Source organism: Bradyrhizobium sp. SZCCHNS2022, from assembly GCF_032377575.1.
GTDB lineage: Bacteria > Pseudomonadota > Alphaproteobacteria > Rhizobiales > Xanthobacteraceae > Bradyrhizobium > Bradyrhizobium aeschynomenes.
On the sequence record NZ_JAUHHZ010000001.1, the window covers coordinates 6,784,375 to 6,804,508 of the forward strand.

A 20,134-nucleotide genomic window follows, 5' to 3' on the forward strand; every position below is an offset into this window, starting at 1 on the left:
AGCTCAGAGGCTGGCCTCGCTGGACGGCCCGACATAGGCGATGCGCACCATGTTGGTCGTGCCGGGCGTGCCGAGCGGCACGCCGGCGACCACGATGACCCGTTGGCCGGCGCGGACGAAGCCGTCGCGGAAGGCGATCGCGCCGGCGCGCTCGACCATGTCGTCCTGGTCGCGCGCATCTTCCGCCACCACGCAATGCACGCCCCAGACCACCGACAATCGTCGTCCGGTCGCCAGATTGGGCGTGATCGCGACCACCGGTGGCTTCGGCCGCTCACGCGCGACGCGGATCGCGGTCGAGCCTGACGACGTCCAGCAGATGATGGTCGGCAGATCGAGGTTCTCGGCAATCTGGCGTGCGGCTTCCGCGATGGCGTCGCCCGCCGTCGACTCCGGCTCGGGGCGCTGAGCTGCGATCACCGAGCGGTAGACGACGTCGCGTTCGACCTCCTCGCCGATCCGGTTCATGGTCGAGACCGCTTCGACCGGATATTTGCCGGCAGCCGATTCGGCCGACAGCATGATGGCGTCGGCGCCTTCGTAGACCGCCGTGGCGACGTCGGAGACCTCGGCGCGCGTCGGCACCGGCGACTGGATCATCGATTCCAGCATCTGCGTCGCGACCACGACCGGCTTGCCGGCGCGGCGCGCCAGCCGCGTCATCTGCTTCTGCAGGCCCGGGACCCGCTCCAGCGGCAGTTCGACGCCGAGATCGCCGCGCGCCACCATCAGCGCATCGGAGACGTCGACGATGTCGTTGAGCCGGTCGATGGCCTGCGGCTTCTCGATCTTGGACATCACGGCGGCGCGGCCGCGGATGATCTTCTTGGCCTCCAGAACGTCGTCGGCGCGCTGCACGAAGGACAGCGCGATCCAGTCGATGCCGATGTTCAGCGCCGCTTCGAGATCGGCCCGGTCTTTCGGGGTCATCGCCGACACCGGCAGATCGGTATCGGGCAGGCTGACGCCCTTGCGGTCCGACATCTTGCCGCCGATCACGACGCGCGTGACCGCGCGGGTTGGCGAGGTCTCCTCGGCGATCAGGCGCACCTTGCCGTCATCCAGCAGCAGGGCGTGGCCCGGCTGCAGGGCTGCCAGGATTTCCGGATGCGGCAGGTGAACCCGCGTCGCATCGCCCGGCGTCTTGTCGGAATCGAGCACGAAGCTCTGGCCGTTGTTCAGCTGCACCGGACCGCCGGCAAAGGTGCCGACCCGCAGTTTCGGTCCCTGCAGATCGACCAGGATGCCGATCGGCCGGCCGTAGCTCGCTTCGACGCTGCGGATCGTGGTGACCAGCTCCCGCAGCTTGTCGTGCGGGGTATGGCTCATGTTGATCCGGAAAATATCGGCCCCGGCCTCGAACAGCTTGCGAATCATCGCGCTGTCCGAGGAGGCGGGACCGAGCGTGGCGAGGATCTTGATGCGGCGCAGGCGTCTCATGGCTTGGGTGCTTGCCCCGAGGGCAGGCCGGAACCTGCGGGCGGCGTGCCCTGCGGGCCGTTGGGCAGACCAGGCATGTTGCCGCCCGGGCCAAGGGTGCCGGGAATGCCGGGCACACGCTGCTGCGCCGGCTGCTCATTGGCTTCGGTCAGCTGCACCGTCCAGGCGCGCTGGTCACCCGTGTCGACCTCGAAGAAGCCGGTACGGTCGAAGCCGCGGGCTAGGCAATTATCCGTGCCCTTGATGGTGAACTCCTTGTCGCGCGAGCACATGAAGGCCTGACCCGACCATTCACCGCCACGGTCATAATCCAGCGCGTAGATGTAGTAGTAGCGCGCGACGAGGGTGCCCTTGAGTAGGGTTTCGCAACTGCGAGAGGAAACGTTCCACCAGCCTTCGGTGGTCCAGCCCTCCGCATCCTTGTAGCCGAGGGCGATCCCGACCCGGCTGGAGGTGTTGTTGCAAAGCCGGAAGTCGGCTGCGGCAGGGCTCGATGACAGACAGAGCGCGACGAGCCCAAGCAGCGAAAGCAGTCCGAAACCGGGGCGGCGGGGAATGCGATGCAAGATGGAGGAGGTTTCAGGGATCATTGCGCGACGCTATATCAAACGATGATTGATGTCGCGCGACTTGGCTGCGGCTGTCAACGGCAAGGCGATTTCGTGGCGAGGCGGATGCGGTCGAGCGCTCGCGCCGATGAAGGTGCTGCGATATGGCCAAACCTGCGACGATGCCGCATCCTTTAGCAGACAACCGCCCCGGCGCGGAACAGGGAACCAAAGTGATGACTAAGCACAGCACCACCCGGACCGAACTCGAAGCTGCCGCCTTCCGCAGGCTGGTGGAGCATCTGCGAACGAGAACCGATGTTCAGAACATCGACCTGATGAATCTGGCCGGGTTCTGCCGCAACTGCCTGTCCAATTGGCTGAAGGACGCGGCGGACGCCAAGGGAGTGCCGATGACCAGGGATGAGAGCCGCGAGGCGGTCTATGGCATGCCTTATGACGAGTGGAAGGCGAAGCACCAGCGCGAAGCGAGCGCGGAGCAGCTCGAGGCCATGAAGAAGGTGCACCCGGGCCATTGATGCTCGGCGAAGGCGAGGCGCGACGAAGGCTTCGCGCCTGCGAATCGTGCGCTGCGCAGGATGACGGCCCAAACGCAAGCCGCGCGGCCGGCTTGCAGACGCTTCAGACGGTGCAGCCCAACAACATGTGGGCGCACTGTGGATGAGGGCGATGTCAGCTTGACGCAGGGCACGCCAGCTTTGAGGGTCGCGGCCAACACGCGCGCCCTGCCGGGCGCCTTCCTCGGACACATCAGTTCCACTCAGGAGTATCAGATGGCTACCCCCGCCGCCGCGAAGGACGACGACTCGCCCGCGACCCGCTTCGCCGTAGATCAGCTCAAATCGATCATTGAGCGCATCGAGCGGCTGGAGGAGGAGAAGAAGGCCATCTCTGAGGACATCAAGGACGTCTATGCCGAGAGCAAGGGCAACGGCTTCGACGTCAAGGCGCTGCGCACGATCATCCGGCTGCGCAAGCAGGACCCGAATGAGCGCCAGGAAGAAGAGAGCATTCTCGAGACCTACATGCAGGCGCTCGGCATGCTCTGACCGGTCGGTCGGTGAACGGGCTGATCCTGCCCTGACGTCGAATGCCCCCGCGCGCGATCGCCCGGGGGCATTCGTTTCAAGGACGTCAGGTGCGGGGCGTGCAGGCTTCGATCAGCGCAACGCTGCTGCGCGCATCGTGAACGATTTGGTTTCGAGCTTGATGATCGCGGGTCCGGTGAACTGGTCGTAGCTCAATCCCGGGGTCGGATCGGCGGCGAAGCTCATGGCCAGCGCGATCTGCGGCTTGACGAAGTAGCTGCGCATGACGGTCAGATCCGGATCGCCCATTTTCGTGACCGACATCGACGACGAAGCGCTCGGCGTCAGCATGATCGCGCGCATCCAGGTCGAATCGGGACCCTTGGAGGCCGCGAGCCGCGTTGCCATGGTGATCAATCCGTCCTGACCTTGCCCGCTTTTGGCGGCCGGCTCCGGGGCGGGAGCTGCACTGCGGGTCGCAGGACGGGAGTTGCGGACGGGGATCGCCGTCGTCGCCGTGCCGTTGCCACGCTCGGCAGGGGCGGGAGCGAAGGCCATGGCCTGCATCAGGCTCGCGGTTTGCGCCTGGTCGATCGCCGACAGCGCCCGCCGCGCTGTGATGGCGGCGACCTGCTCGGGCGTGGCCTGCTTGGGCGTCGAGGGGTTGTCACCCCAGAAGCCGCGCGAATTGATGATGTCGGCGACGCTTTGCGGTGCGCCGTCCCGCGGCACACCGGAGATCGCGCTCGTGGTCTCTGCCTTCGCCTCCGGCTTGGCGGCCATGGGCTGCGCGACCTGCGAATCAGCCGACGCCAGCTGCAGGGCGTTTGCGATCTTGCCGCGAGCCGTCGATGGCCTGTTGTCCGCGGAGCGGTCGGCGCTCCGATTGTCCTTGTCGGCGGCTTTGGCGGTCAGCGAGGCGGTCTGGACCGGCTTGGTCTCAGCCTTGCTCTCGCTCTCGCCCGACTCCTCGTCATCCTCGCTCGGACGTCCGCGGAACAGGCGGGCAAACAGGTTGGAGCGGCCGGATGACGCATCGTCGCCTGGACCGCGCTTCTCGATCTCGGCCTTGGCGACCTCATAGCCCTTGAGCGGCACGCCGTTGCTCGGGACATGCACGGTCTTGCCGTCCGGGAAGACCCGCGCCAACTGGTCGGCGGTCATGCGCGGCCAGTGGCGGATGTTGCCGGTGTCGAGGTGAACGAAGGGCGAGCCGGAGGTCGGATAGAAGCCGACGCCGCCGCGTTGCAGCCGCAGACCGGCGTAGCGGATCTGCTCGAGCGGCACGCCGGGAATATAGAAATCCATGGCGTGGCCGAGCATGTGCTGGCTGTGGCGGGCCACCCCGGAATGCGCCGAGCGGCGGCGCAGCATCGAATTCGTGGCGGGGGATCGGTACGACGAGATGATCTGGATCGGCTGCTTGCCGTCGACGTCGCGATAGACCTCCCAGAGGATGTCGAACAGCCGGCGGTCCATGACCGTCGAATCCTGGGTGCGCCAGTCGCGCAGGAAGTGGTTGAGCTTCTTCAGCGCGTCTTCGTCGTAGCGGCCTTCGCGCTTGAAGGTGACCGTCAGGTCTTCGCCGGAATGGGTGTGATGGAAGGACAGGGTGCGTGTTTCGTTGAGCGCTTCTGCGTCACGGACGGTGCCCGCTCCCAGCAGCAGGAGCAGGGAAGCGAGGCCGTAGCGGCAGACGGCGTTCCAGCCCGCTCTGGGCAGCGAACGCGATTGGCGCGCGAAAACAGACAGCAAGATGCAGCCCACCCCGTCGACGAGCGTTTACTCAGATACCCTCTTGCGGCCCGTCCGGCGGAAGAGAGAGGAAACGCTTACCTAAGGCGGGATGGTTAAAGGATACTCACCGACCCGCCCCCCAATTACCCTTAACATATACTCTTGAGTGTGGCGAAAAAGAGCCATCGAATCGTGGTTGATCATTGTGGTTAACCCAAAGCAAAGGCCCCGCCGGTGGGCGAGGCCTTTGATCTCAAAACGAAAATTTGGGTCGTGATCGGCGGCCCGATCAGCGCGTGAACACCCGGCGCGACGGGCGTCCGACCGGAGCAGGCGGCGTCGGTTGTCCACCGCCGCCGAACAGCCGTTCGAAGAAGTTCGGGCCGGATGAGCCGGAGGAGAAGCTGTTGTCGCTGACATTGACCGCGTTCGGCAGCGGACCCTTCGGCCGTGAATAGTTCGGCTGGGCGTGGGCGACGACGTTCTCGAGATCCTTGCCGCGGCTGTTCTTGAGGATCGAGATCATGGCGGCGTCGCGACCATAGACGTCCTTGCGGAATTGCAGCTTGCCGGCGTCGTCGACGAAGGCGGTCTGGTAGGTGATGTTGACCGGGATCGGCGTCGGGAATTTCAAGTCGATCTCGCTCCGCCCATACATGCTGCGGATGCGCTCGGGGGTGTAGCGCTCGTTCGGCATCGCGATGTTGAGCAGCACCGATGCGTATTGATCCGGATACTGCACGCGCATGCAGCCATGGCTGAAGGCGCGCTCGTCACGGGCGAACAGGTTCTTGTCCGGCGTGTCGTGCTGATAGACCAGGAACTTGTTCGGGAAGTTGAAGCGGATGCGGCCGAGCGCATTGGCCTCGCCAGGCGGCTGCGAGATGTGGATCGAGCCGTCGCGGGCGCGCTCGAGCTTGAGGCCCATGCGATCGAGCACGGTCGGATCCTGCTGCAGCGCCGGCAGATACTCGTTGTAGATGATCGACGGCGGCACGTTCCAGGTCGGGTTGACCGTGATGAACTTCATCGTCTCGCTGAGCAGCGGCGTCGCGTGCTGGCCGGGCTTGCCGGTCACGACGCGGGTGGTCCACACCTGCGCTCCGCGCTGCATGACCTTCAGCGTGTAGTCGGGAACGTTGAGGATCACATAGGCGTCGCCGAGCGACGGTGCGCCGAGATCGCGCGGCAGCCAGCGCCAGCGCTCCATGTTGACGATGACGGTGTCGATCTGCTTGTCCCGCTTCGGCGTATTCAGCGCCTTGACGGTGCGGTCGTCGAGCACGCCGGTCGGCTTGAGGTCGACGCTCGCCTGGAATTTACGCACCGCGGCCGCGACCTTGGCGTCATAGCGGATGTCGTCGGCGTTCTCGGTGAGGCCGAGCTTGGCGCGCAGCTTCGGCACGCGCGGATCGGACATCTGCGCCTCGGCCTCCGGCGCGTTCTTGCCGCGCGCGGGGGTGTATTTCAGCGGTTCGCCATCGTCGATGAGGACGGAGGGCCCATCCGCGCCGCCGCGCAACTCGGCGAGCTTGGCCTTCAGCAGCTTGTAGAGCTTGTGCGGCGGGTTGTAGCCCTCGAGCGCCGCCGACGCATCCTTGGCGGTGGTGACGTTGGCCAGCACCTCGTTCGGGTCGATCGGATGCTCGGGATACTGGATGTCCGCCGACACCTGCGACCAATGCATGCGGCCGCTCTGCGCCTGCCGCGCATAGTCCATCATGCTCTCGGTGAGCTTGAGGTCGGCTTCGGCCAGTGCGTCCGGCGCCGAGCCTGCGGCGGCAAAGTCCGGCACCGGATAGTCGGCGGGATTGAGGCCGTCGGAGGCCGCATCCTTCAGGCGCGCGATCACGCCCTTGGCCGCGGCGGTCAGGTTGCCGCCCTGGGTCCAGATCGGCGCGTAGTCGCGGCCGGTGTAGAACTTCTCGACGGCGGCGCGTTCGGCCTTGCGGTCGAAATACTTCGTTGCCTTGGTCGCGATCAGGTCACGCAGACGATCGGCGACCGGCTGGTCGGCGGCGGGAACGGTGCTGGCGGTCTTGGCCGGTTCAGGCGCAGGAGCGGTCGCAGTCGCAGGGGCCGCGGCGGGCGGCGGTGAGACAACGGTCTTCGCCGGATCGGCCGCGGGCACCGCCGCAGAGTCGAGCGGCTTTGTGGTCGGTTCGGACGGCTTGGCCTGGGCAGGCGAGACGGTGGCGGTGGTGTCGGGCTTGAAATCGCTGGCGGTCGGCGGCGGCACGTTGGCCGGCTCAGGGAACGGGATCGCCGCATCGATGGCCAGTTCGGCAGCATTGTTGCGAGGGGCGTCGCCCTGGGCGAGGGCCGAGGTCGCGGACACCGCGAGGAAGGTTGCCGCGACAGCCATCAGCACGCGGTCATATCCGCCACGGTTGGTCACACAATCTCGCATCATCAATCCCTCGAATGATCTGTCCCGCCAGGAACAGGGTCGGTAACAAGGTCGATCGCTGCCCGCCAGTTCCGGCTCAAGCACCGCTCGTGAGAATGGATCTCGCCGGTACGCAATGATTCACGCCCAAACGATACCCAAGCCCCTTTTCTGCGGCCAGCGCCACACGGGACAACTCACGACAAACTGACTCTTGGGAAACCCCGGCCAAACCGATCGTGCGTTTGTGCCACGCGTTTTTTCCTTTGTCTGTCACCGCAAGGCAACGGTTCAGATGTTCCAGTATTGCCGAGCCTTGCGGCGTTTTTCGGACAGCGGCGATCATCAGAGCGGCGGCGATTCCGTCGAAGGCGTCTCGCCATTGGCCTCGTCGAGCTTGCGGTACAGCGTCGAGCGTCCGATTTTGAGACGCCGCGCCACCTCGGACATCTGGCCGCGATAATGGGCGATGGAGAAGCGGATGATCTCGTGCTCCATCTCCTCCAGCGGGCGCACGTCGCCGCTCGCGGTCAGCATCGCCAGGCTGCCATGCGAGGGCAGGGGCGAGGGAGCAATGGGTACTTCGCTACCCGGCACCATGGCGGGCAGCGCCGGATGGAGTGGGCGCTCCACCGTCAGCGCCGGCAATGAATCCACCGGCGGCGCGTGGGTCGGGATGAGCGGGAAATCGGTCACGCCGAGCTGGTCGGTCTCGCTCATGACGACGGCACGATAGACGGCGTTCTCGAGCTGACGGATGTTGCCGGGCCAATCCAGCCGGGTCAGATAGGCGACGGCTTCGCCGCTGATGCCTGAAACGGCCCGGTTCTCCTCGGCGGCGAAGCGCGCGAGAAAATGCCGCAGCAGGTGCGGGATGTCCTCGCGGCGGGCGCGCAAGGGCGGGACCGTCAGCGGCAGCACGTGGAGGCGGTAGAACAGATCCTCGCGGAAATGACCGTCCTTGACGCGGTCGAGCAGGCGGCGATTGGTCGCCGAGATGATGCGGACATCGACCTTGACCGGCTTGCGGCCGCCGACCGCCTCGACGGCGCCCTCCTGCAGCGCGCGCAGCAGCTTGACCTGGGCGGTGAGCGGCAGCTCCGAGACCTCGTCGAGGAACAGCGTGCCGCCATGGGCTTCGACGAACTTGCCCATGTGACGCTCGGTCGCGCCGGTGAATGCGCCCTTCTCGTGGCCGAAAAGAATCGACTCCACCAGATTGTCCGGGATCGCGCCGCAATTGACCGCGACGAAGGGCCTCGTCTTGCGCTCGCTGGTGCCGTGGATGGCGCGGGCGAACAGCTCCTTGCCGACGCCCGACTCGCCCTCGATGAGAACGGGAATAGACGACGCCGCAGCCTTCTCGGCGATGCGCAGGATCGGCGCCATCGCTTCGGCACGGGTGATGATGTCGGCGAAGGTCAGCCGCCCCTCGCGGCTGTGCCGGATACGCTGCAATTCGCCTTTCAGCGCCGATGTATTCAGCGCGTTGCGTAAGGACACCTGAAGCCGCTCGATGCCGACGGGCTTGACCACGAAGTCCTGGGCGCCCGCGCGCATTGCCGAGACGACGTTGTCGATGCCGCCGTGTGCGGTCTGCACGATCACCGGAATCGAGATCCCGGCCTCGCGCATCTTCGAGAGCACCCCCATGCCGTCGAGGCCAGGCATCACGAGATCCAGGACGATGGCGTCGATCGGGGCGGCATCGGGATTGGTCAGCTTCTCGATGACGGCGTCGCCGGTCTCGACGACGACCGCCTCGTAGCCGCATTTTTGAACCATGTTCTCCACCAGCCGGCGCTGAACCGGATCATCATCGGCAATCAAAATGCTGGCAGCCATGGCTTTCCTTGCACGCTACGACTATCTGTCTCGAATCGGGGCACTCTCGCCGACGCCGATTAACGCAACCTTAAACCTCGCTGATCGGGATAAACGTTCGAACAACAGGTTACCCATCCGATGACCTCGCGCGCCTCTTCCGCCCTTCGCAAGCCCACCAGATCCGCTCCTCCTTCCAAAGCCGCCAAGGCCAAGCCGGCTAGCAAGCCGGCCAAGAAGCCTGCTGCCAAAACCTCGAAGCCCGCCGCCGCCAAATCCTTGCGTGGCGCTGCGGCCAAATCGTCTGCCAAGCCGGCGAAGAAGACGGTCGCGGCCAAGACGGGAATCGGAGCGCTGCCCGAATGGAATCTCGGCGACCTCTATATGGGCATCGACGCGCCGGAGATCGCTCACGATCTCGCGAAGATGGATTCCGAATGCGTCGCGTTTGAGACCGACTACAAGGGCAAGCTCGCCGAGCACGTCGCACGCGAGGATGGCGGCGAATGGCTCGCAGGCGCGGTGCGGCGTTATGAGGCGATCGACGATCTCGCGGGGCGGCTCGGCTCGTTCGCGGGTCTCGCGCACGCCGGCGACAGCGTCGATCCGGCGATTTCCAAATTTTACGGCGACATCTCGGAGCGGCTGACGGCTGCGTCGACTCATCTGCTGTTCTTCGCGCTCGAACTCAACCGCATCGATGACGCCGTGATCGCACGCGCGATGGAGACGCCTGCGCTCGGCCACTACCGTCCCTGGATCGAGGATCTGCGCAAGGACAAGCCGTATCAGCTCGAAGACCGTGTCGAGCAGCTGTTCCACGAGAAGTCGCAGACCGGCTATTCCGCCTGGAACCGGCTGTTCGACCAGACCATCGCCGGTCTGCGCTTCCAGGTCGGGGGCAAGGAGCTCGCGATCGAGCCGACCTTGAACTTCCTGCAGGATCGCGACGGCGCCAAGCGCAAGGCCGCCGCCGAGGCGCTCGCCAAGACCTTCAAGGCCAATGAGCGCACCTTCGCGCTGATCACCAACACGCTCGCCAAGGACAAGGACATTTCGGACCGCTGGCGCGGGTTTCAGGATGTCGCGGACTCCCGCCATCTCAACAACCGCGTCGAGCGCGAGGTGGTCGATGCGCTGGTCTCCTCGGTCCGCGCGGCCTACCCGAAGCTGTCGCATCGCTACTACAAGCTCAAGGCGCGCTGGTTCAAAAAGAAGAAGCTCGCGCATTGGGACCGGAACGCGCCGCTGCCGTTCGCCGCCAATGCGACCATCGCCTGGCCCGAAGCCAAGAGCATGGTGCTGACGGCCTATCGCGGCTTCTCGCCTGAGATGGCTGACATCGCGCAGCGCTTCTTCGATCAGAGCTGGATCGATGCGCCGGTGCGTCCGGGCAAGGCGCCGGGCGCGTTCTCGCATCCGACCACGCCGTCGGCGCATCCCTATGTGCTGATGAACTACCAGGGCAAGCCGCGCGACGTGATGACGCTCGCGCACGAGCTCGGCCATGGCGTGCACCAGGTGCTGGCGGCCAAGAACGGCGCGCTGATGGCGCCGACGCCGTTGACGCTCGCCGAGACGGCGAGCGTGTTCGGCGAGATGCTGACGTTCAAGCGGCTGTTGTCGGAGACCCGCGACGCCAGGCAGCGCCAGGCGCTGCTCGCCGGCAAGGTCGAGGACATGATCAACACGGTGGTGCGGCAGATCGCGTTCTATTCGTTCGAGCGCGCCGTGCACACCGAGCGCAAGAATGGCGAGCTCACCGCCGAGCGGCTCGGCCAGCTCTGGCTGTCGGTGCAGACCGAGAGCCTCGGCGAGGCGATCGAGATCAAGCCGGGCTACGAGAACTTCTGGATGTACATCCCGCACTTCATCCATTCGCCGTTCTACGTCTACGCCTATGCGTTCGGCGACTGCCTCGTGAACTCGCTCTACGCCGTCTACGAGCACGCCGTCGACGGCTTCGCCGAGCGCTATCTGGCGATGCTCTCGGCCGGCGGCACCAAGCATTATTCCGAGCTGCTCAGGCCGTTCGGCCTGGACGCCAAGGATCCCAAATTCTGGGACGGCGGCCTGTCGGTCATCGCGGGCATGATCGACGAGCTGGAGGCGATGGGGTAGGAGCGTAAAACATTTGTTGAACGAAACGAGAGAGGCGCGTTATACATCTGTATAACGCGCCTCTCTTCCGTGGATTGACCCATGAAGATCGAAATCAAGAAGATCGGCAATTCCGACGGTCTGCTGTTGCCCCGCGAACTGATGCAGCGGCTCGATCTCAAGCGCGGGCAGCAGTTGCACATCGTGGAACTGCCCGGTGGCGGGTTCCAGGCGCTGCCCTATGATCCGGATTTCGAGCGGACGATGGAGATCGCCGACGAGCTCATGGATGAGTATCGCGACACGCTTGCGGCACTCGCCAAATGAGCGAGCAGCGGGAGCCGCTGCGGATCACCTATGAGCAGGCCGTCGCGATCCACGCACGTCAGCTGCGCCGGTTCGGCGGCGCACCGGGGCTGCGCGACGAAGGCATGCTGCGCTCTGCTCTGGAACGGCCCGTCAACAAATGGAGCTACGAGCAGGCTACGCTGCCCGAGCTGGCCGCAGCCTACGCATTTGGCTTGGCCAAGAACCACGCTTTCGTCGACGGTAGCAAGCGCATCGCGTTTATGGCGATGATGACGTTTCTGCGCAGAAACGACATCGCGTTTGCGCCGGACCCGGCTCAGGCCACTGCCATGATCCTCGCCCTCGCCGCCGGCGAGGTCAGCGAGGCCAGCCTGACGCGATGGATTCGCGACAATTGGCCGGGCCAATCAGGCGATCGGAAAAACCGATAAAACTCTCTGGCATACCTGCCGTTGCCCTTGCATTGGCTTTGAGGTATGCGACCTTAACAAAGCAATTTTTCTCTGGGGGACCCCGATGGCAAACCATGGCGAGATCGCCTACTCGACGGCGGACGGCAATGACTATGTGGCGCATGAGGCCACCTATGAGGGCTTCATCAAGCTGGTGAAGTACGGAACGATCGGCGTCGCCCTCATCGTCATCTTGATGGCTATTTTCCTCGTTTAGTGTCGCTATGGGCCCGCCGGCATCCCGCCGGCGGGCCTTCAGCCGACTGCCGCAGCCGACCGCTGGACCGGCGTCACGCTGAAGCCCATGGACGTCCCGCCCTTTTAAGCTCGCGCGCGCATCCGCGCCGGAGGCCTCATGAAGATTGCCGTCGCCAAGGAAATCGATCCGCAGGAGCCGCGGGTCGCCGCCTCTCCCGACACGGTGAAGAAGTTCAAGGCGTTGGGTGCCGAGATCGCGGTCGAGCCCGGCGCCGGCATCAAGTCGGGCCTGCCGGATTCGGAATTCACGGCGGCGGGCGCAACGGTGAGTGCTGACGCGCTCAAGGACGCCGACATCATCATCAAGGTGAAGCGGCCGGAAGCTGCCGAGCTCGCGAACTACCGGCGCGGGGCGCTGGTGTTCGCGATCATGGATCCCTACGGCAACGACGCCGCGCTGAAGGCGATGGCCGATGCCGGCATTGCCTCGTTCGCGATGGAGCTGATGCCGCGCATCACCCGCGCCCAGGTGATGGACGTGCTGTCCAGCCAGGCGAACCTCGCCGGCTACCGCGCCGTCATCGAAGGCGCCGAGGCGTTCGGCCGTGCCTTCCCGATGATGATGACCGCGGCGGGCACCGTGCCGGCGACCAAGGTCTTCGTGATGGGCGTCGGCGTCGCGGGGCTCCAGGCCATCGCGACGGCGCGCCGTCTCGGCGCCATCGTCTCGGCGACCGACGTTCGCCCGGCCACCAAGGAGCAGGTGGAAAGCCTCGGCGCCAAGTTCCTCGCGGTCGAGGACGAGGAGTTCAAGAACGCCCAGACCGCCGGCGGCTATGCCAAGGAAATGTCGAAAGAGTACCAGGCCAAGCAGGCCGCTCTGACGGCGGAACACATCAAGAAGCAGGACGTCATCATCACGACCGCGCTGATCCCGGGCCGCCCGGCGCCGCGCCTCGTCACCATGGAGATGGTGAAGTCGATGCGTCCGGGCTCGGTGCTGGTCGACCTCGCGGTCGAGCGCGGCGGCAACATCGAAGGCGTCAAGCTCGGCGAGACAGTCGAGATCGACGGCGTCAAGATCATCGGCTACCCCAATCTCGCCGGCCGGGTCGCAGCTTCGGCCTCCGGCCTCTACGCGCGCAACCTGTTCTCCTTCATCGAGACGATGATCGACAAGAAGGAAAAGACGTTGGCGGTGAATTGGGACGACGAACTGGTCAAGGCCACGGCTTTGACAAAGGACGGCGCCATCATCCACCCGAACTTCCAGCCGAAGGCTTAAGGAGCAGAGCCATGGAACATGTCGTCCAAGCCGTCGACCCGTTCGTCTTCCGGCTGTCGATCTTCGTCCTCGCTGTTTTCGTCGGCTATTTCGTCGTCTGGTCGGTGACGCCGGCGCTGCACACGCCGCTGATGTCGGTGACCAATGCGATCTCCTCGGTGATCGTGGTCGGCGCGCTGCTCGCGGTCGGCGTTCCCATGCTGTCGAGCGGCAGCGGTCTGGCGCGGGCCTTCGGTTTCGTCGCGCTGATCTTCGCCTGCGTGAACATCTTCGGAGGCTTCCTCGTCACCCAGCGCATGCTCGCGATGTACAAGAAGAAGTCCAAATAACAACGTCGCTTAACAACGCCGCACGACGCGGGATGACAGGCATAACGGGGCATCTGCAATGAACGCCAATCTGTCGGCACTCCTCTATCTCGTGGCAGGTGTGCTGTTCATCCTGTCGCTCCGCGGGCTGTCGAGTCCCGCCTCGAGCCGCCAGGGCAATTTCTTCGGCATGGCCGGCATGGCGATCGCGGTCGCCACCACCCTGGCCGGCCATCCACCCGCGGATGCGGTCGCGTGGATTCTGGTGATCCTCGGCGTCGCCATCGGCGGCGGCATCGGTGCAGTCATTGCGCGCCGGGTGCCGATGACGTCGATGCCCGAGCTCGTCGCCGCGTTCCACTCGCTGGTCGGCATGGCCGCGGTGCTGGTCGCCGCCGGCGCCTTCTTCGCGCCTGAAGCTTTCGACATCGGTACGCCCGGCAACATCCATCCGCAGAGCCTGGTCGAGATGTCGCTCGGCGTCGCCATCGGCGCGCTGACTTTCACCGGCTCGGTCATCGCCTTCCTCAAGCTGTCGGGGCGCATGAGCGGTGCGCCGATCATGCTGCCGGCGCGTCATCTCATCAACATCGCGCTGGCCGTTGCGCTGGTCTTCTTCGTCGTGCGGCTGGTGATGACCGGCGGCGGCTTCGACTTCCTGATGGTCACGGTTCTGGCGCTGGCGCTCGGCGTGCTCATGATCATTCCGATCGGCGGCGCCGACATGCCGGTCGTGATCTCGATGCTGAACTCCTACTCCGGCTGGGCCGCCGCCGGCATCGGCTTCACGCTCGGCAATTCGGCGCTGATCATCACCGGCGCGCTGGTCGGTTCGTCCGGCGCGATCCTGTCCTACATCATGTGCCACGCGATGAACCGGTCCTTCATCTCGGTCATCCTCGGCGGCTTCGGCGGCGAGACGGCTGCGGCGGGCGGCGGCACGGGTGAGCAGAAGCCGGCCAAGCTCGGCTCGGCCGACGACGCGGCCTTCATCATGAAGAACGCATCCAAGGTCATCATCGTCCCCGGCTACGGCATGGCGGTCGCGCAGGCGCAGCATGCGCTGCGCGAGATGGCGGACAGTCTGAAGAAGGAAGGCGTCGAGGTGAAGTACGCCATCCACCCGGTCGCGGGCCGCATGCCCGGTCACATGAACGTGCTGCTCGCCGAAGCCAACGTGCCCTATGATGAGGTGTTCGAGCTCGAGGACATCAACTCGGAGTTCGCCCAGGCCGACGTCGCGTTCGTGATCGGCGCCAACGACGTCACCAACCCCGCGGCCGAGGAGGACAAGACCTCGCCGATCTACGGCATGCCCGTGCTGCAGGTCTGGAAGGCCGGCACCGTGATGTTCATCAAGCGCTCGCTCGCCTCGGGCTACGCCGGCATCGACAATCCGTTGTTCTATCGCGACAACACGATGATGCTGCTCGGCGACGCCAAGAAGATGACCGAGAACATCGTCAAGGGCATGTAGGCGATCCTGTCGGGAGTCATGGTCGTCCTGAAATGGCTCCTGATCGTCGTTGTGGCGATCTACGCCACCGTGCTGGCGGTGCTGTTCGTGCGCCAGCGTGCGATGCTGTTTCCGATCCCTGCGGTCGGCCGCACGGCGCCGGACGCCGCCGATTTTCCGCAGGCTGAAGAGCATGTGCTGACGTCGGCGGACGGTGAGAAGGTCCTCGTCTGGCATGTGCCGGCGCAGCCCGGCCGCAAGGTCGTGCTGTACTTCCCCGGCAATGGCGATTTCCTCGCCGGAGTGGTCTCACGCTTCAAGGCACTCACGGCCGACGGCACTGGCCTGGTCGCACTGTCCTACCGTGGCTATGCCGGCTCGACGGGGAGTCCGAGCGAGCCGGGGCTGCTTCAGGATGCCACAGCCGCCTATGCCTTCACGCGGGAGCACTACGAGGCGCAGCGCATCGTCGCGTGGGGCTTCTCGCTCGGCAGCGGCGTCGCGACCGCTGTCGCGGCAGAGCAGCCGCTCGCGAAACTGATCCTCGAAGCGCCGTATACGTCGACCGTCGACGTCGCCTCCGACATGCTCAAGGTGGTTCCCGTCAGCCTGCTGATGCGCGACCGCTTCCATTCCGACCAGCGCATCACCAAGGTGCACGTGCCGCTGCTGATCATGCACGGCGCGAAGGATCCCGGGATTCCGATCCGCTTCGGGGAACGCTTGTTCGCACTTGCGCATGACCCCAAGCGCTTCGTACGGTTTCCCGACGGCGGACATAATGATTTGGATTTTTTTGGTGCGACTGAGACAGCCAAGAGCTTCATCGACGGCCCCTGATGTCCGTGCGGCGCGCTGGCCGGCAGTGGTCGCCGTCCTGGTCGTTGCTGGTCTGCCGATGCAGGCGATGGCCGCCGAACTGAACGGCGCCGCGATGACCTGGCCCTTCGCCTTGCCGTTCGCCGGATTGCTGCTGTCGATCGCCCTTGGCCCGCTGCTGTTTGCCGGCTTCTGGCATCACCACTACGGAAAGATCGCCGCGGCATGGGCTCTGGTCACGCTCGCGGCCTTGACCTGGAATGCCGGGCCTGGCACGGCGCTCGCTGCCTTCGTCCATGCATTGCTCGCCGAATATCTCAGCTTCATCGTGCTGCTGTTCGCGCTGTACACGGTGGCGGGCGGCATCCTGGTGACCGGCGACATCAAGGGCACGCCGACGACCAACACGGCCATCCTCGCGCTCGGCACGATCATCGCGAGCGTCGTCGGCACCACGGGCGCCGCGATGATCCTGGTGCGCCCCCTGATCCGCGCCAATCTGACGCGGTCCCACAATGTGCATGTGCTGGTGTTCTTCATCATCCTCGCTGCCAATGTCGGCGGCGCGCTCAGTCCACTCGGCGATCCGCCGTTGTTCGTCGGCTTTCTGCGCGGCGTCGACTTCTTCTGGACCACACGCAATCTCTGGCTGCAGACGGCGATCGTCGCCGGCCTGCTGCTCGTGATCTTCGCCGCGATCGACGCATGGCGCTTCCGTCAGGAGAGGCCCCCGGCGGAAGCGTCCGGAACGAAGCAGCCGGTGCGCGTCCGCGGGCTCATCAACGTCGTCCTGATCGCCGCGATCGTCGCAAACACGTTGGTGTCCGCAACATGGAAGCCGGGCGTCTCCTTCGACGTCTACGGCACCCATCTCGAGCTGCAGAACCTCGTCCGCGACGTCATCCTCGTGACCATTGCCGGCCTGTCGCTGTGGCTCACGCCGGACGAGCACCGCGAGGCCAACGGCTTCAATTGGGAGCCGATCCGCGAGGTCGCAAAGCTGTTCGCGGCGATCTTCACGGCGATCGTCCCGGTCATCGCCATGCTGAACGCGGGCCACGACGGCTCGTTCGGCTGGCTGCTGAACGCCGTGACGACGCCCTCCGGTGCGCCACGGGAGGTGGCCTATTTCTGGTTCACCGGCCTGATGTCCGCGTTCCTCGACAATGCTCCGACCTATCTGCTGTTCTTCGAACTCGCCGGCGGCGATCCCAAGGTCCTGATGGCCCAGCTCGGAGGGACGCTCGCGGCGATCTCGATGGGCGCGGTGTACATGGGAGCGCTCACCTATATCGGAAATGCGCCGAACTTCATGGTGGCGGCGATCGCCAATGAGCGGGGCATCAAGATGCCGAGCTTCTTCGGCTACATGCTGCGAGCCGGCGTGGTCCTGATTCCGCTGTTCGTGCTGTTGACCTTGCTGCCGATTCATCCGCTGCTCAGTGCCAACTAGCGCGCAGCGCATGCGTTGGCGCGATCTTGAGCTCGCCTGTCCGGGCCAGTGACGAGCGCCTCGCCGTCACGCATAGTCGTCTGCGACAAATCGGAGCGCGAATCATGAGCGTGGAGGCTGCGGCGCCCGCATCATCGGTGATCTTCCCGGGCTTGGCGGTGGCGCTGGTCGCGGGCGTGACGGTGACGCACTACGATTTCACACCCTCGGCGGCTGGCATGGTCTTCGCCGCGGTGCTGCTCGTCATCCTGTTCGGCACGGTGTTCGCGGCCGTGCATCACGCCGAGGTGATCGCGCATGAAATCGGTGAGCCCTTCGGCACGCTGCTCCTGACCCTGGCGGTGACGGTTATCGAGGTGGCACTGATCGCCACCATCATGCTCGGCGACAAGGCGGCGCCGGCTCTGGCGCGCGATACCGTGTTTGCGGTCGTGATGATCGTCTGCAACGGGCTGGTCGGCATCTGCATCTTCATCGGCGGCCTGCGCTATCGCGAGCAGGACGTCCTGGTCTCCGGCGCCAATCTGTATCTCAGCGTGCTGTTCACGATGGCGACGATTACGCTGGTGCTGCCGAACTATACGCTGACGGCGCCTGGACCGGTCTTCTCGGCGGCACAACTGGCCTTCGTCAGCGTGGTCACGATCCTGCTCTATGCCGTGTTCCTCTACACCCAGACCACGCGCCATCGGGACTATTTCGTCGGCAGTGCGACGGGGTTCAGCGATGACGATGTCCGGCTGCCGCGCGCGAAGCTCCTTCTCAGCATCGGGCTGCTGCTGGTGGCGCTGCTCGCGGTCGTGCTGCTGGCGAAGAAGTTCTCCCTGGTGGTCGACGCCGGCGTCGCGGCCACCGGCTCGCCACCCGCCGTCGCCGGCGTGCTCGTGGCGTTGTTGATCCTGCTGCCGGAGAGCGTCGCCGCGATCTCGGCCGCCCGCGCCAACGATCTGCAGAAGAGCATCAACCTCGCGCTCGGCTCCTCGCTTGCCACCATCGGCCTGACGATCCCCGCGGTAGCGGTCGCCGCCTATGCGCTCGACAAGCAGCTCGTGCTCGGCCTGGACGCGCAAGGCATGGTGCTGCTCGTCCTGACCTTCGTTTTGAGCATGCTGACCTTCGGTACCGGCAGGACGAACATCCTGTTCGGGCTGGTGCACATGGTGGTGTTCGCGATATTCCTCTTCCTGCTCTTCGTACCCTGACTTGAGAGAGATCCCCATGCTGAGCGCCCAGTCCGACGTCCAGGTCGATACGCCCGAGGTCCGCGTCACCGAATGGCGGCTGGCGCCGGGCAGTGCGACGGGCCGGCACGTCCACGAGATGGATTATGTGATCGTGCCGGTGACCGCGGGAGAGATGACGATCGTGGCGCCATCGGGCGACCGCTCGAAGGCGCAGCTCGCGGTCGGGAAATCTTATTTCCGCAAGGCAGGCGTCGAACACGATGTGCTGAACGAGACCGGTTCCGAGATCGTTTTCCTCGAAGTTGAGCTGAAGCCCTAACCATTTGTTTACCGGCATGCCGCTGATTGTGGTATCTCAAGCCGGTGATCCGGAAAGCTGCGGCGGCGCCCGAGCGGTCTCGGATTGCAGCACGGCTCCGGTCTCAAAGGCTTTCAGGAAAACGACTATTCGCGGTTTGCCCGCGCGCATCTTGCGCGGTTAGGAGCCGCGGAGAGTGGGGAATGGTCCCTTAATTGTGCCTCAAAGTTCCCGCAAATACCGCGCGGGAGTGGTCAGCATGCTGAAATATCTCACCAAGTTTGCCCTGGAGATCATCCCGTCGGTGGTCGCCACCATCGTCGGGGCTTACATCGTCAACCACTACATCAATACCAAGCCAGACTCGCCCCCTTCGACGGTGGCGGCGGTGGCATCGGCCGCCTATGCCAAGTTGACGGGCTCCAAAGCTGAGGCCAAGGGCGACGCTCCCAAATCTCTCGACAAGTCCGCCGACGGGGCCAAGGTCGAAACCAAGGCTGGTGCCAAGCCGGCCGAAACATCGGCCGACGTGTCCAACATCCCGGCACCGGGCATCAAGGCAAAGGGCGTGTCCGAGAAGTCGCTGGCCGACAAGGCCGCTGAGAAGGCGGTCGAGGTGAAGCCGACCGAGACCGCGAGTCTGCCGGCCGAGACGCCGCGCCATCCGGTCTCACCGCGCGAGAAGATCATGTCCCGCAACGCGCCAGCGGAGGCGCCGGCGGCCCCGCAGGAGGATCGCCGCGACGCTGCCGATCTCGCCCGCGCCGCCATCGAACGGTTGCGTGCCAATGAAGGCAAGACGGCAGGCGAGAGAGCTGCCGAAAAGCCATCCCAGGTCGATCCGGCGCGCGAGATGCCGCGCATCGTGACTGCGGCGCCGCAGGTGGCTCCGGTGCGTCCGCTGCCGCCACCGATATCGGTCTCTGCGCCGCCCAACGATCAGAGCGTGCTTGCCACCAACGCACCGGGCGTGGCGCCCTCCTACACGGGATCCGTGCAGCCGGATGGCCGCCCGACGCCGCCGGCCGAAATCCCGGTCAGCCAGTTGCGCCCGCTCGACCTGCGGGCCGACAGGGCCGATCCGTCGATCAAGGACCAGATGTCCAGCGTGGCGAAGGACATGATGTCGGCGGCCAAGTCGGTGTTCCACTCGGTGCTGCCCAAGTAGCTCATCGTAGCTCATCCGGTCGATCCTGATCACAATGCAAGAGCGGCGGCCGTCGGGGCCGCCGCTTTTTGCTGTCGGTGATGTCACGGCGGCAGCCGGCCGTTTGCAAGACCAAGC

At 65.2% G+C, this 20,134-nt stretch carries 19 protein-coding genes; 14 read left to right on the forward strand and 5 right to left on the reverse strand.

Annotated elements, in window-relative coordinates:
* Positions 1-3: 3 nt before the first annotated feature.
* Together pyk and QXZ94_RS30325 are read right to left on the reverse strand one after the other, a co-directional pair.
* Positions 4-1,440, reverse strand: a complete 1,437-nt coding sequence (gene pyk, locus QXZ94_RS30320; protein WP_315724614.1) for a pyruvate kinase — start codon at positions 1,438-1,440, stop codon at positions 4-6.
* Positions 1,437-2,030: a DUF1036 domain-containing protein gene (locus QXZ94_RS30325; RefSeq protein ID WP_172109949.1), complete on the reverse strand. Its 594-nt coding sequence runs from the start codon at positions 2,028-2,030 to the stop codon at positions 1,437-1,439. The genes pyk and QXZ94_RS30325 overlap by 4 nt, the downstream gene beginning before the upstream one ends.
* A gap of 194 nt (positions 2,031-2,224) precedes the next feature.
* Between QXZ94_RS30325 and QXZ94_RS30330 the strand changes: the two genes are divergently transcribed.
* Positions 2,225-2,527, forward strand: a complete 303-nt coding sequence (locus QXZ94_RS30330) for a DUF1244 domain-containing protein (protein WP_315726624.1) — start codon at positions 2,225-2,227, stop codon at positions 2,525-2,527.
* Positions 2,528-2,782: 255 nt separating this feature from the next.
* On the forward strand, positions 2,783-3,058 hold the full coding sequence (locus QXZ94_RS30335) for a DUF2312 domain-containing protein (protein ID WP_172109948.1): 276 nt from the start codon (positions 2,783-2,785) through the stop codon (positions 3,056-3,058).
* A 111-nt stretch (positions 3,059-3,169) separates the two neighbouring features.
* Here QXZ94_RS30335 and QXZ94_RS30340 read toward each other — a convergent pair whose 3' ends face one another.
* The 3 genes from QXZ94_RS30340 to QXZ94_RS30350 all read right to left on the reverse strand — a co-directional run bounded on the left by QXZ94_RS30340 (position 3,170) and on the right by QXZ94_RS30350 (position 9,008).
* Positions 3,170-4,792 carry a DUF882 domain-containing protein gene (locus QXZ94_RS30340; protein ID WP_315724617.1) on the reverse strand — a complete coding sequence of 541 codons (1,623 nt, stop codon included), beginning with the start codon at positions 4,790-4,792 and terminating at the stop codon, positions 3,170-3,172.
* Positions 4,793-5,063: 271 nt separating this feature from the next.
* Positions 5,064-7,184, reverse strand: a complete 2,121-nt coding sequence (locus QXZ94_RS30345; RefSeq protein WP_315726626.1) for a murein L,D-transpeptidase — start codon at positions 7,182-7,184, stop codon at positions 5,064-5,066.
* Between the two features lie 324 nt (positions 7,185-7,508).
* Positions 7,509-9,008, reverse strand: a complete 1,500-nt coding sequence (locus QXZ94_RS30350; protein ID WP_315724619.1) for a sigma-54 dependent transcriptional regulator — start codon at positions 9,006-9,008, stop codon at positions 7,509-7,511.
* Between the two features lie 120 nt (positions 9,009-9,128).
* Between QXZ94_RS30350 and QXZ94_RS30355 the strand changes: the two genes are divergently transcribed.
* From QXZ94_RS30355 to QXZ94_RS30410, 12 genes are all read left to right on the forward strand, one after another.
* Positions 9,129-11,108 (forward strand): M3 family oligoendopeptidase, encoded by a 1,980-nt coding sequence (locus QXZ94_RS30355; RefSeq protein ID WP_315724622.1) that lies wholly within the window; start codon positions 9,129-9,131, stop codon positions 11,106-11,108.
* An 81-nt stretch (positions 11,109-11,189) separates the two neighbouring features.
* Positions 11,190-11,414: an AbrB family transcriptional regulator gene (locus QXZ94_RS30360; RefSeq protein WP_006612211.1), complete on the forward strand. Its 225-nt coding sequence runs from the start codon at positions 11,190-11,192 to the stop codon at positions 11,412-11,414.
* Positions 11,411-11,827: a type II toxin-antitoxin system death-on-curing family toxin gene (locus QXZ94_RS30365; RefSeq protein ID WP_315724625.1), complete on the forward strand. Its 417-nt coding sequence runs from the start codon at positions 11,411-11,413 to the stop codon at positions 11,825-11,827. Before QXZ94_RS30360 ends, QXZ94_RS30365 begins: the two co-directional genes overlap by 4 nt.
* Positions 11,828-11,912: 85 nt before the next feature.
* A complete protein-coding gene (locus QXZ94_RS30370) occupies positions 11,913-12,065 on the forward strand; it encodes an aa3-type cytochrome c oxidase subunit IV (protein WP_172109943.1) in 153 nt (50 codons plus the stop codon).
* 138 nt (positions 12,066-12,203) lie between these two features.
* Entirely contained in the window at positions 12,204-13,331 is a 1,128-nt protein-coding gene (locus QXZ94_RS30375; protein ID WP_315724627.1) for a Re/Si-specific NAD(P)(+) transhydrogenase subunit alpha, read from the forward strand.
* A gap of 11 nt (positions 13,332-13,342) precedes the next feature.
* Positions 13,343-13,660: a proton-translocating transhydrogenase family protein gene (locus QXZ94_RS30380; RefSeq protein ID WP_172109941.1), complete on the forward strand. Its 318-nt coding sequence runs from the start codon at positions 13,343-13,345 to the stop codon at positions 13,658-13,660.
* 58 nt (positions 13,661-13,718) lie between these two features.
* A complete protein-coding gene (locus QXZ94_RS30385; RefSeq protein ID WP_315724631.1) occupies positions 13,719-15,116 on the forward strand; it encodes an NAD(P)(+) transhydrogenase (Re/Si-specific) subunit beta in 1,398 nt (465 codons plus the stop codon).
* A gap of 18 nt (positions 15,117-15,134) precedes the next feature.
* Entirely contained in the window at positions 15,135-15,935 is an 801-nt protein-coding gene (locus QXZ94_RS30390; protein ID WP_315724633.1) for an alpha/beta hydrolase, read from the forward strand.
* Positions 15,936-16,029: 94 nt separating this feature from the next.
* Positions 16,030-17,367: a sodium:proton antiporter gene (locus tag QXZ94_RS30395; RefSeq protein WP_315726629.1), complete on the forward strand. Its 1,338-nt coding sequence runs from the start codon at positions 16,030-16,032 to the stop codon at positions 17,365-17,367.
* Between the two features lie 104 nt (positions 17,368-17,471).
* Positions 17,472-18,569, forward strand: coding sequence for an ionic transporter y4hA (locus tag QXZ94_RS30400; protein ID WP_315724634.1), 1,098 nt, complete (start codon positions 17,472-17,474; stop codon positions 18,567-18,569).
* A 16-nt stretch (positions 18,570-18,585) separates the two neighbouring features.
* Positions 18,586-18,870 (forward strand): cupin domain-containing protein, encoded by a 285-nt coding sequence (locus tag QXZ94_RS30405; RefSeq protein WP_315724635.1) that lies wholly within the window; start codon positions 18,586-18,588, stop codon positions 18,868-18,870.
* Between the two features lie 238 nt (positions 18,871-19,108).
* Positions 19,109-20,017, forward strand: a complete 909-nt coding sequence (locus QXZ94_RS30410) for a hypothetical protein (RefSeq protein ID WP_315724636.1) — start codon at positions 19,109-19,111, stop codon at positions 20,015-20,017.
* Positions 20,018-20,134 lie beyond the last annotated feature (117 nt).

Bases quoted from the DNA above. Each gene is read 5' to 3' on its own strand.
- pyk (WP_315724614.1), bottom strand. From the start codon at position 1,440: ATGAGACGCCTGCGCCGCATCAAGATCCTCGCCACGCTCGGTCCCGCC.
- QXZ94_RS30385 (WP_315724631.1), top strand. From the start codon at position 13,719: ATGAACGCCAATCTGTCGGCACTCCTCTATCTCGTGGCAGGTGTGCTG.
- QXZ94_RS30390 (WP_315724633.1), top strand. From the start codon at position 15,135: ATGGTCGTCCTGAAATGGCTCCTGATCGTCGTTGTGGCGATCTACGCC.
- QXZ94_RS30410 (WP_315724636.1), top strand. From the start codon at position 19,109: ATGCTGAAATATCTCACCAAGTTTGCCCTGGAGATCATCCCGTCGGTG.
- QXZ94_RS30345 (WP_315726626.1), bottom strand. From the start codon at position 7,184: ATGCGAGATTGTGTGACCAACCGTGGCGGATATGACCGCGTGCTGATG.
- QXZ94_RS30380 (WP_172109941.1), top strand. From the start codon at position 13,343: ATGGAACATGTCGTCCAAGCCGTCGACCCGTTCGTCTTCCGGCTGTCG.
- QXZ94_RS30360 (WP_006612211.1), top strand. From the start codon at position 11,190: ATGAAGATCGAAATCAAGAAGATCGGCAATTCCGACGGTCTGCTGTTG.
- QXZ94_RS30350 (WP_315724619.1), bottom strand. From the start codon at position 9,008: ATGGCTGCCAGCATTTTGATTGCCGATGATGATCCGGTTCAGCGCCGG.
- QXZ94_RS30405 (WP_315724635.1), top strand. From the start codon at position 18,586: ATGCTGAGCGCCCAGTCCGACGTCCAGGTCGATACGCCCGAGGTCCGC.
- QXZ94_RS30330 (WP_315726624.1), top strand. From the start codon at position 2,225: ATGACTAAGCACAGCACCACCCGGACCGAACTCGAAGCTGCCGCCTTC.
- QXZ94_RS30355 (WP_315724622.1), top strand. From the start codon at position 9,129: ATGACCTCGCGCGCCTCTTCCGCCCTTCGCAAGCCCACCAGATCCGCT.
- QXZ94_RS30365 (WP_315724625.1), top strand. From the start codon at position 11,411: ATGAGCGAGCAGCGGGAGCCGCTGCGGATCACCTATGAGCAGGCCGTC.
- QXZ94_RS30335 (WP_172109948.1), top strand. From the start codon at position 2,783: ATGGCTACCCCCGCCGCCGCGAAGGACGACGACTCGCCCGCGACCCGC.
- QXZ94_RS30395 (WP_315726629.1), top strand. From the start codon at position 16,030: ATGACCTGGCCCTTCGCCTTGCCGTTCGCCGGATTGCTGCTGTCGATC.
- QXZ94_RS30400 (WP_315724634.1), top strand. From the start codon at position 17,472: ATGAGCGTGGAGGCTGCGGCGCCCGCATCATCGGTGATCTTCCCGGGC.
- QXZ94_RS30325 (WP_172109949.1), bottom strand. From the start codon at position 2,030: ATGATCCCTGAAACCTCCTCCATCTTGCATCGCATTCCCCGCCGCCCC.
- QXZ94_RS30375 (WP_315724627.1), top strand. From the start codon at position 12,204: ATGAAGATTGCCGTCGCCAAGGAAATCGATCCGCAGGAGCCGCGGGTC.
- QXZ94_RS30370 (WP_172109943.1), top strand. From the start codon at position 11,913: ATGGCAAACCATGGCGAGATCGCCTACTCGACGGCGGACGGCAATGAC.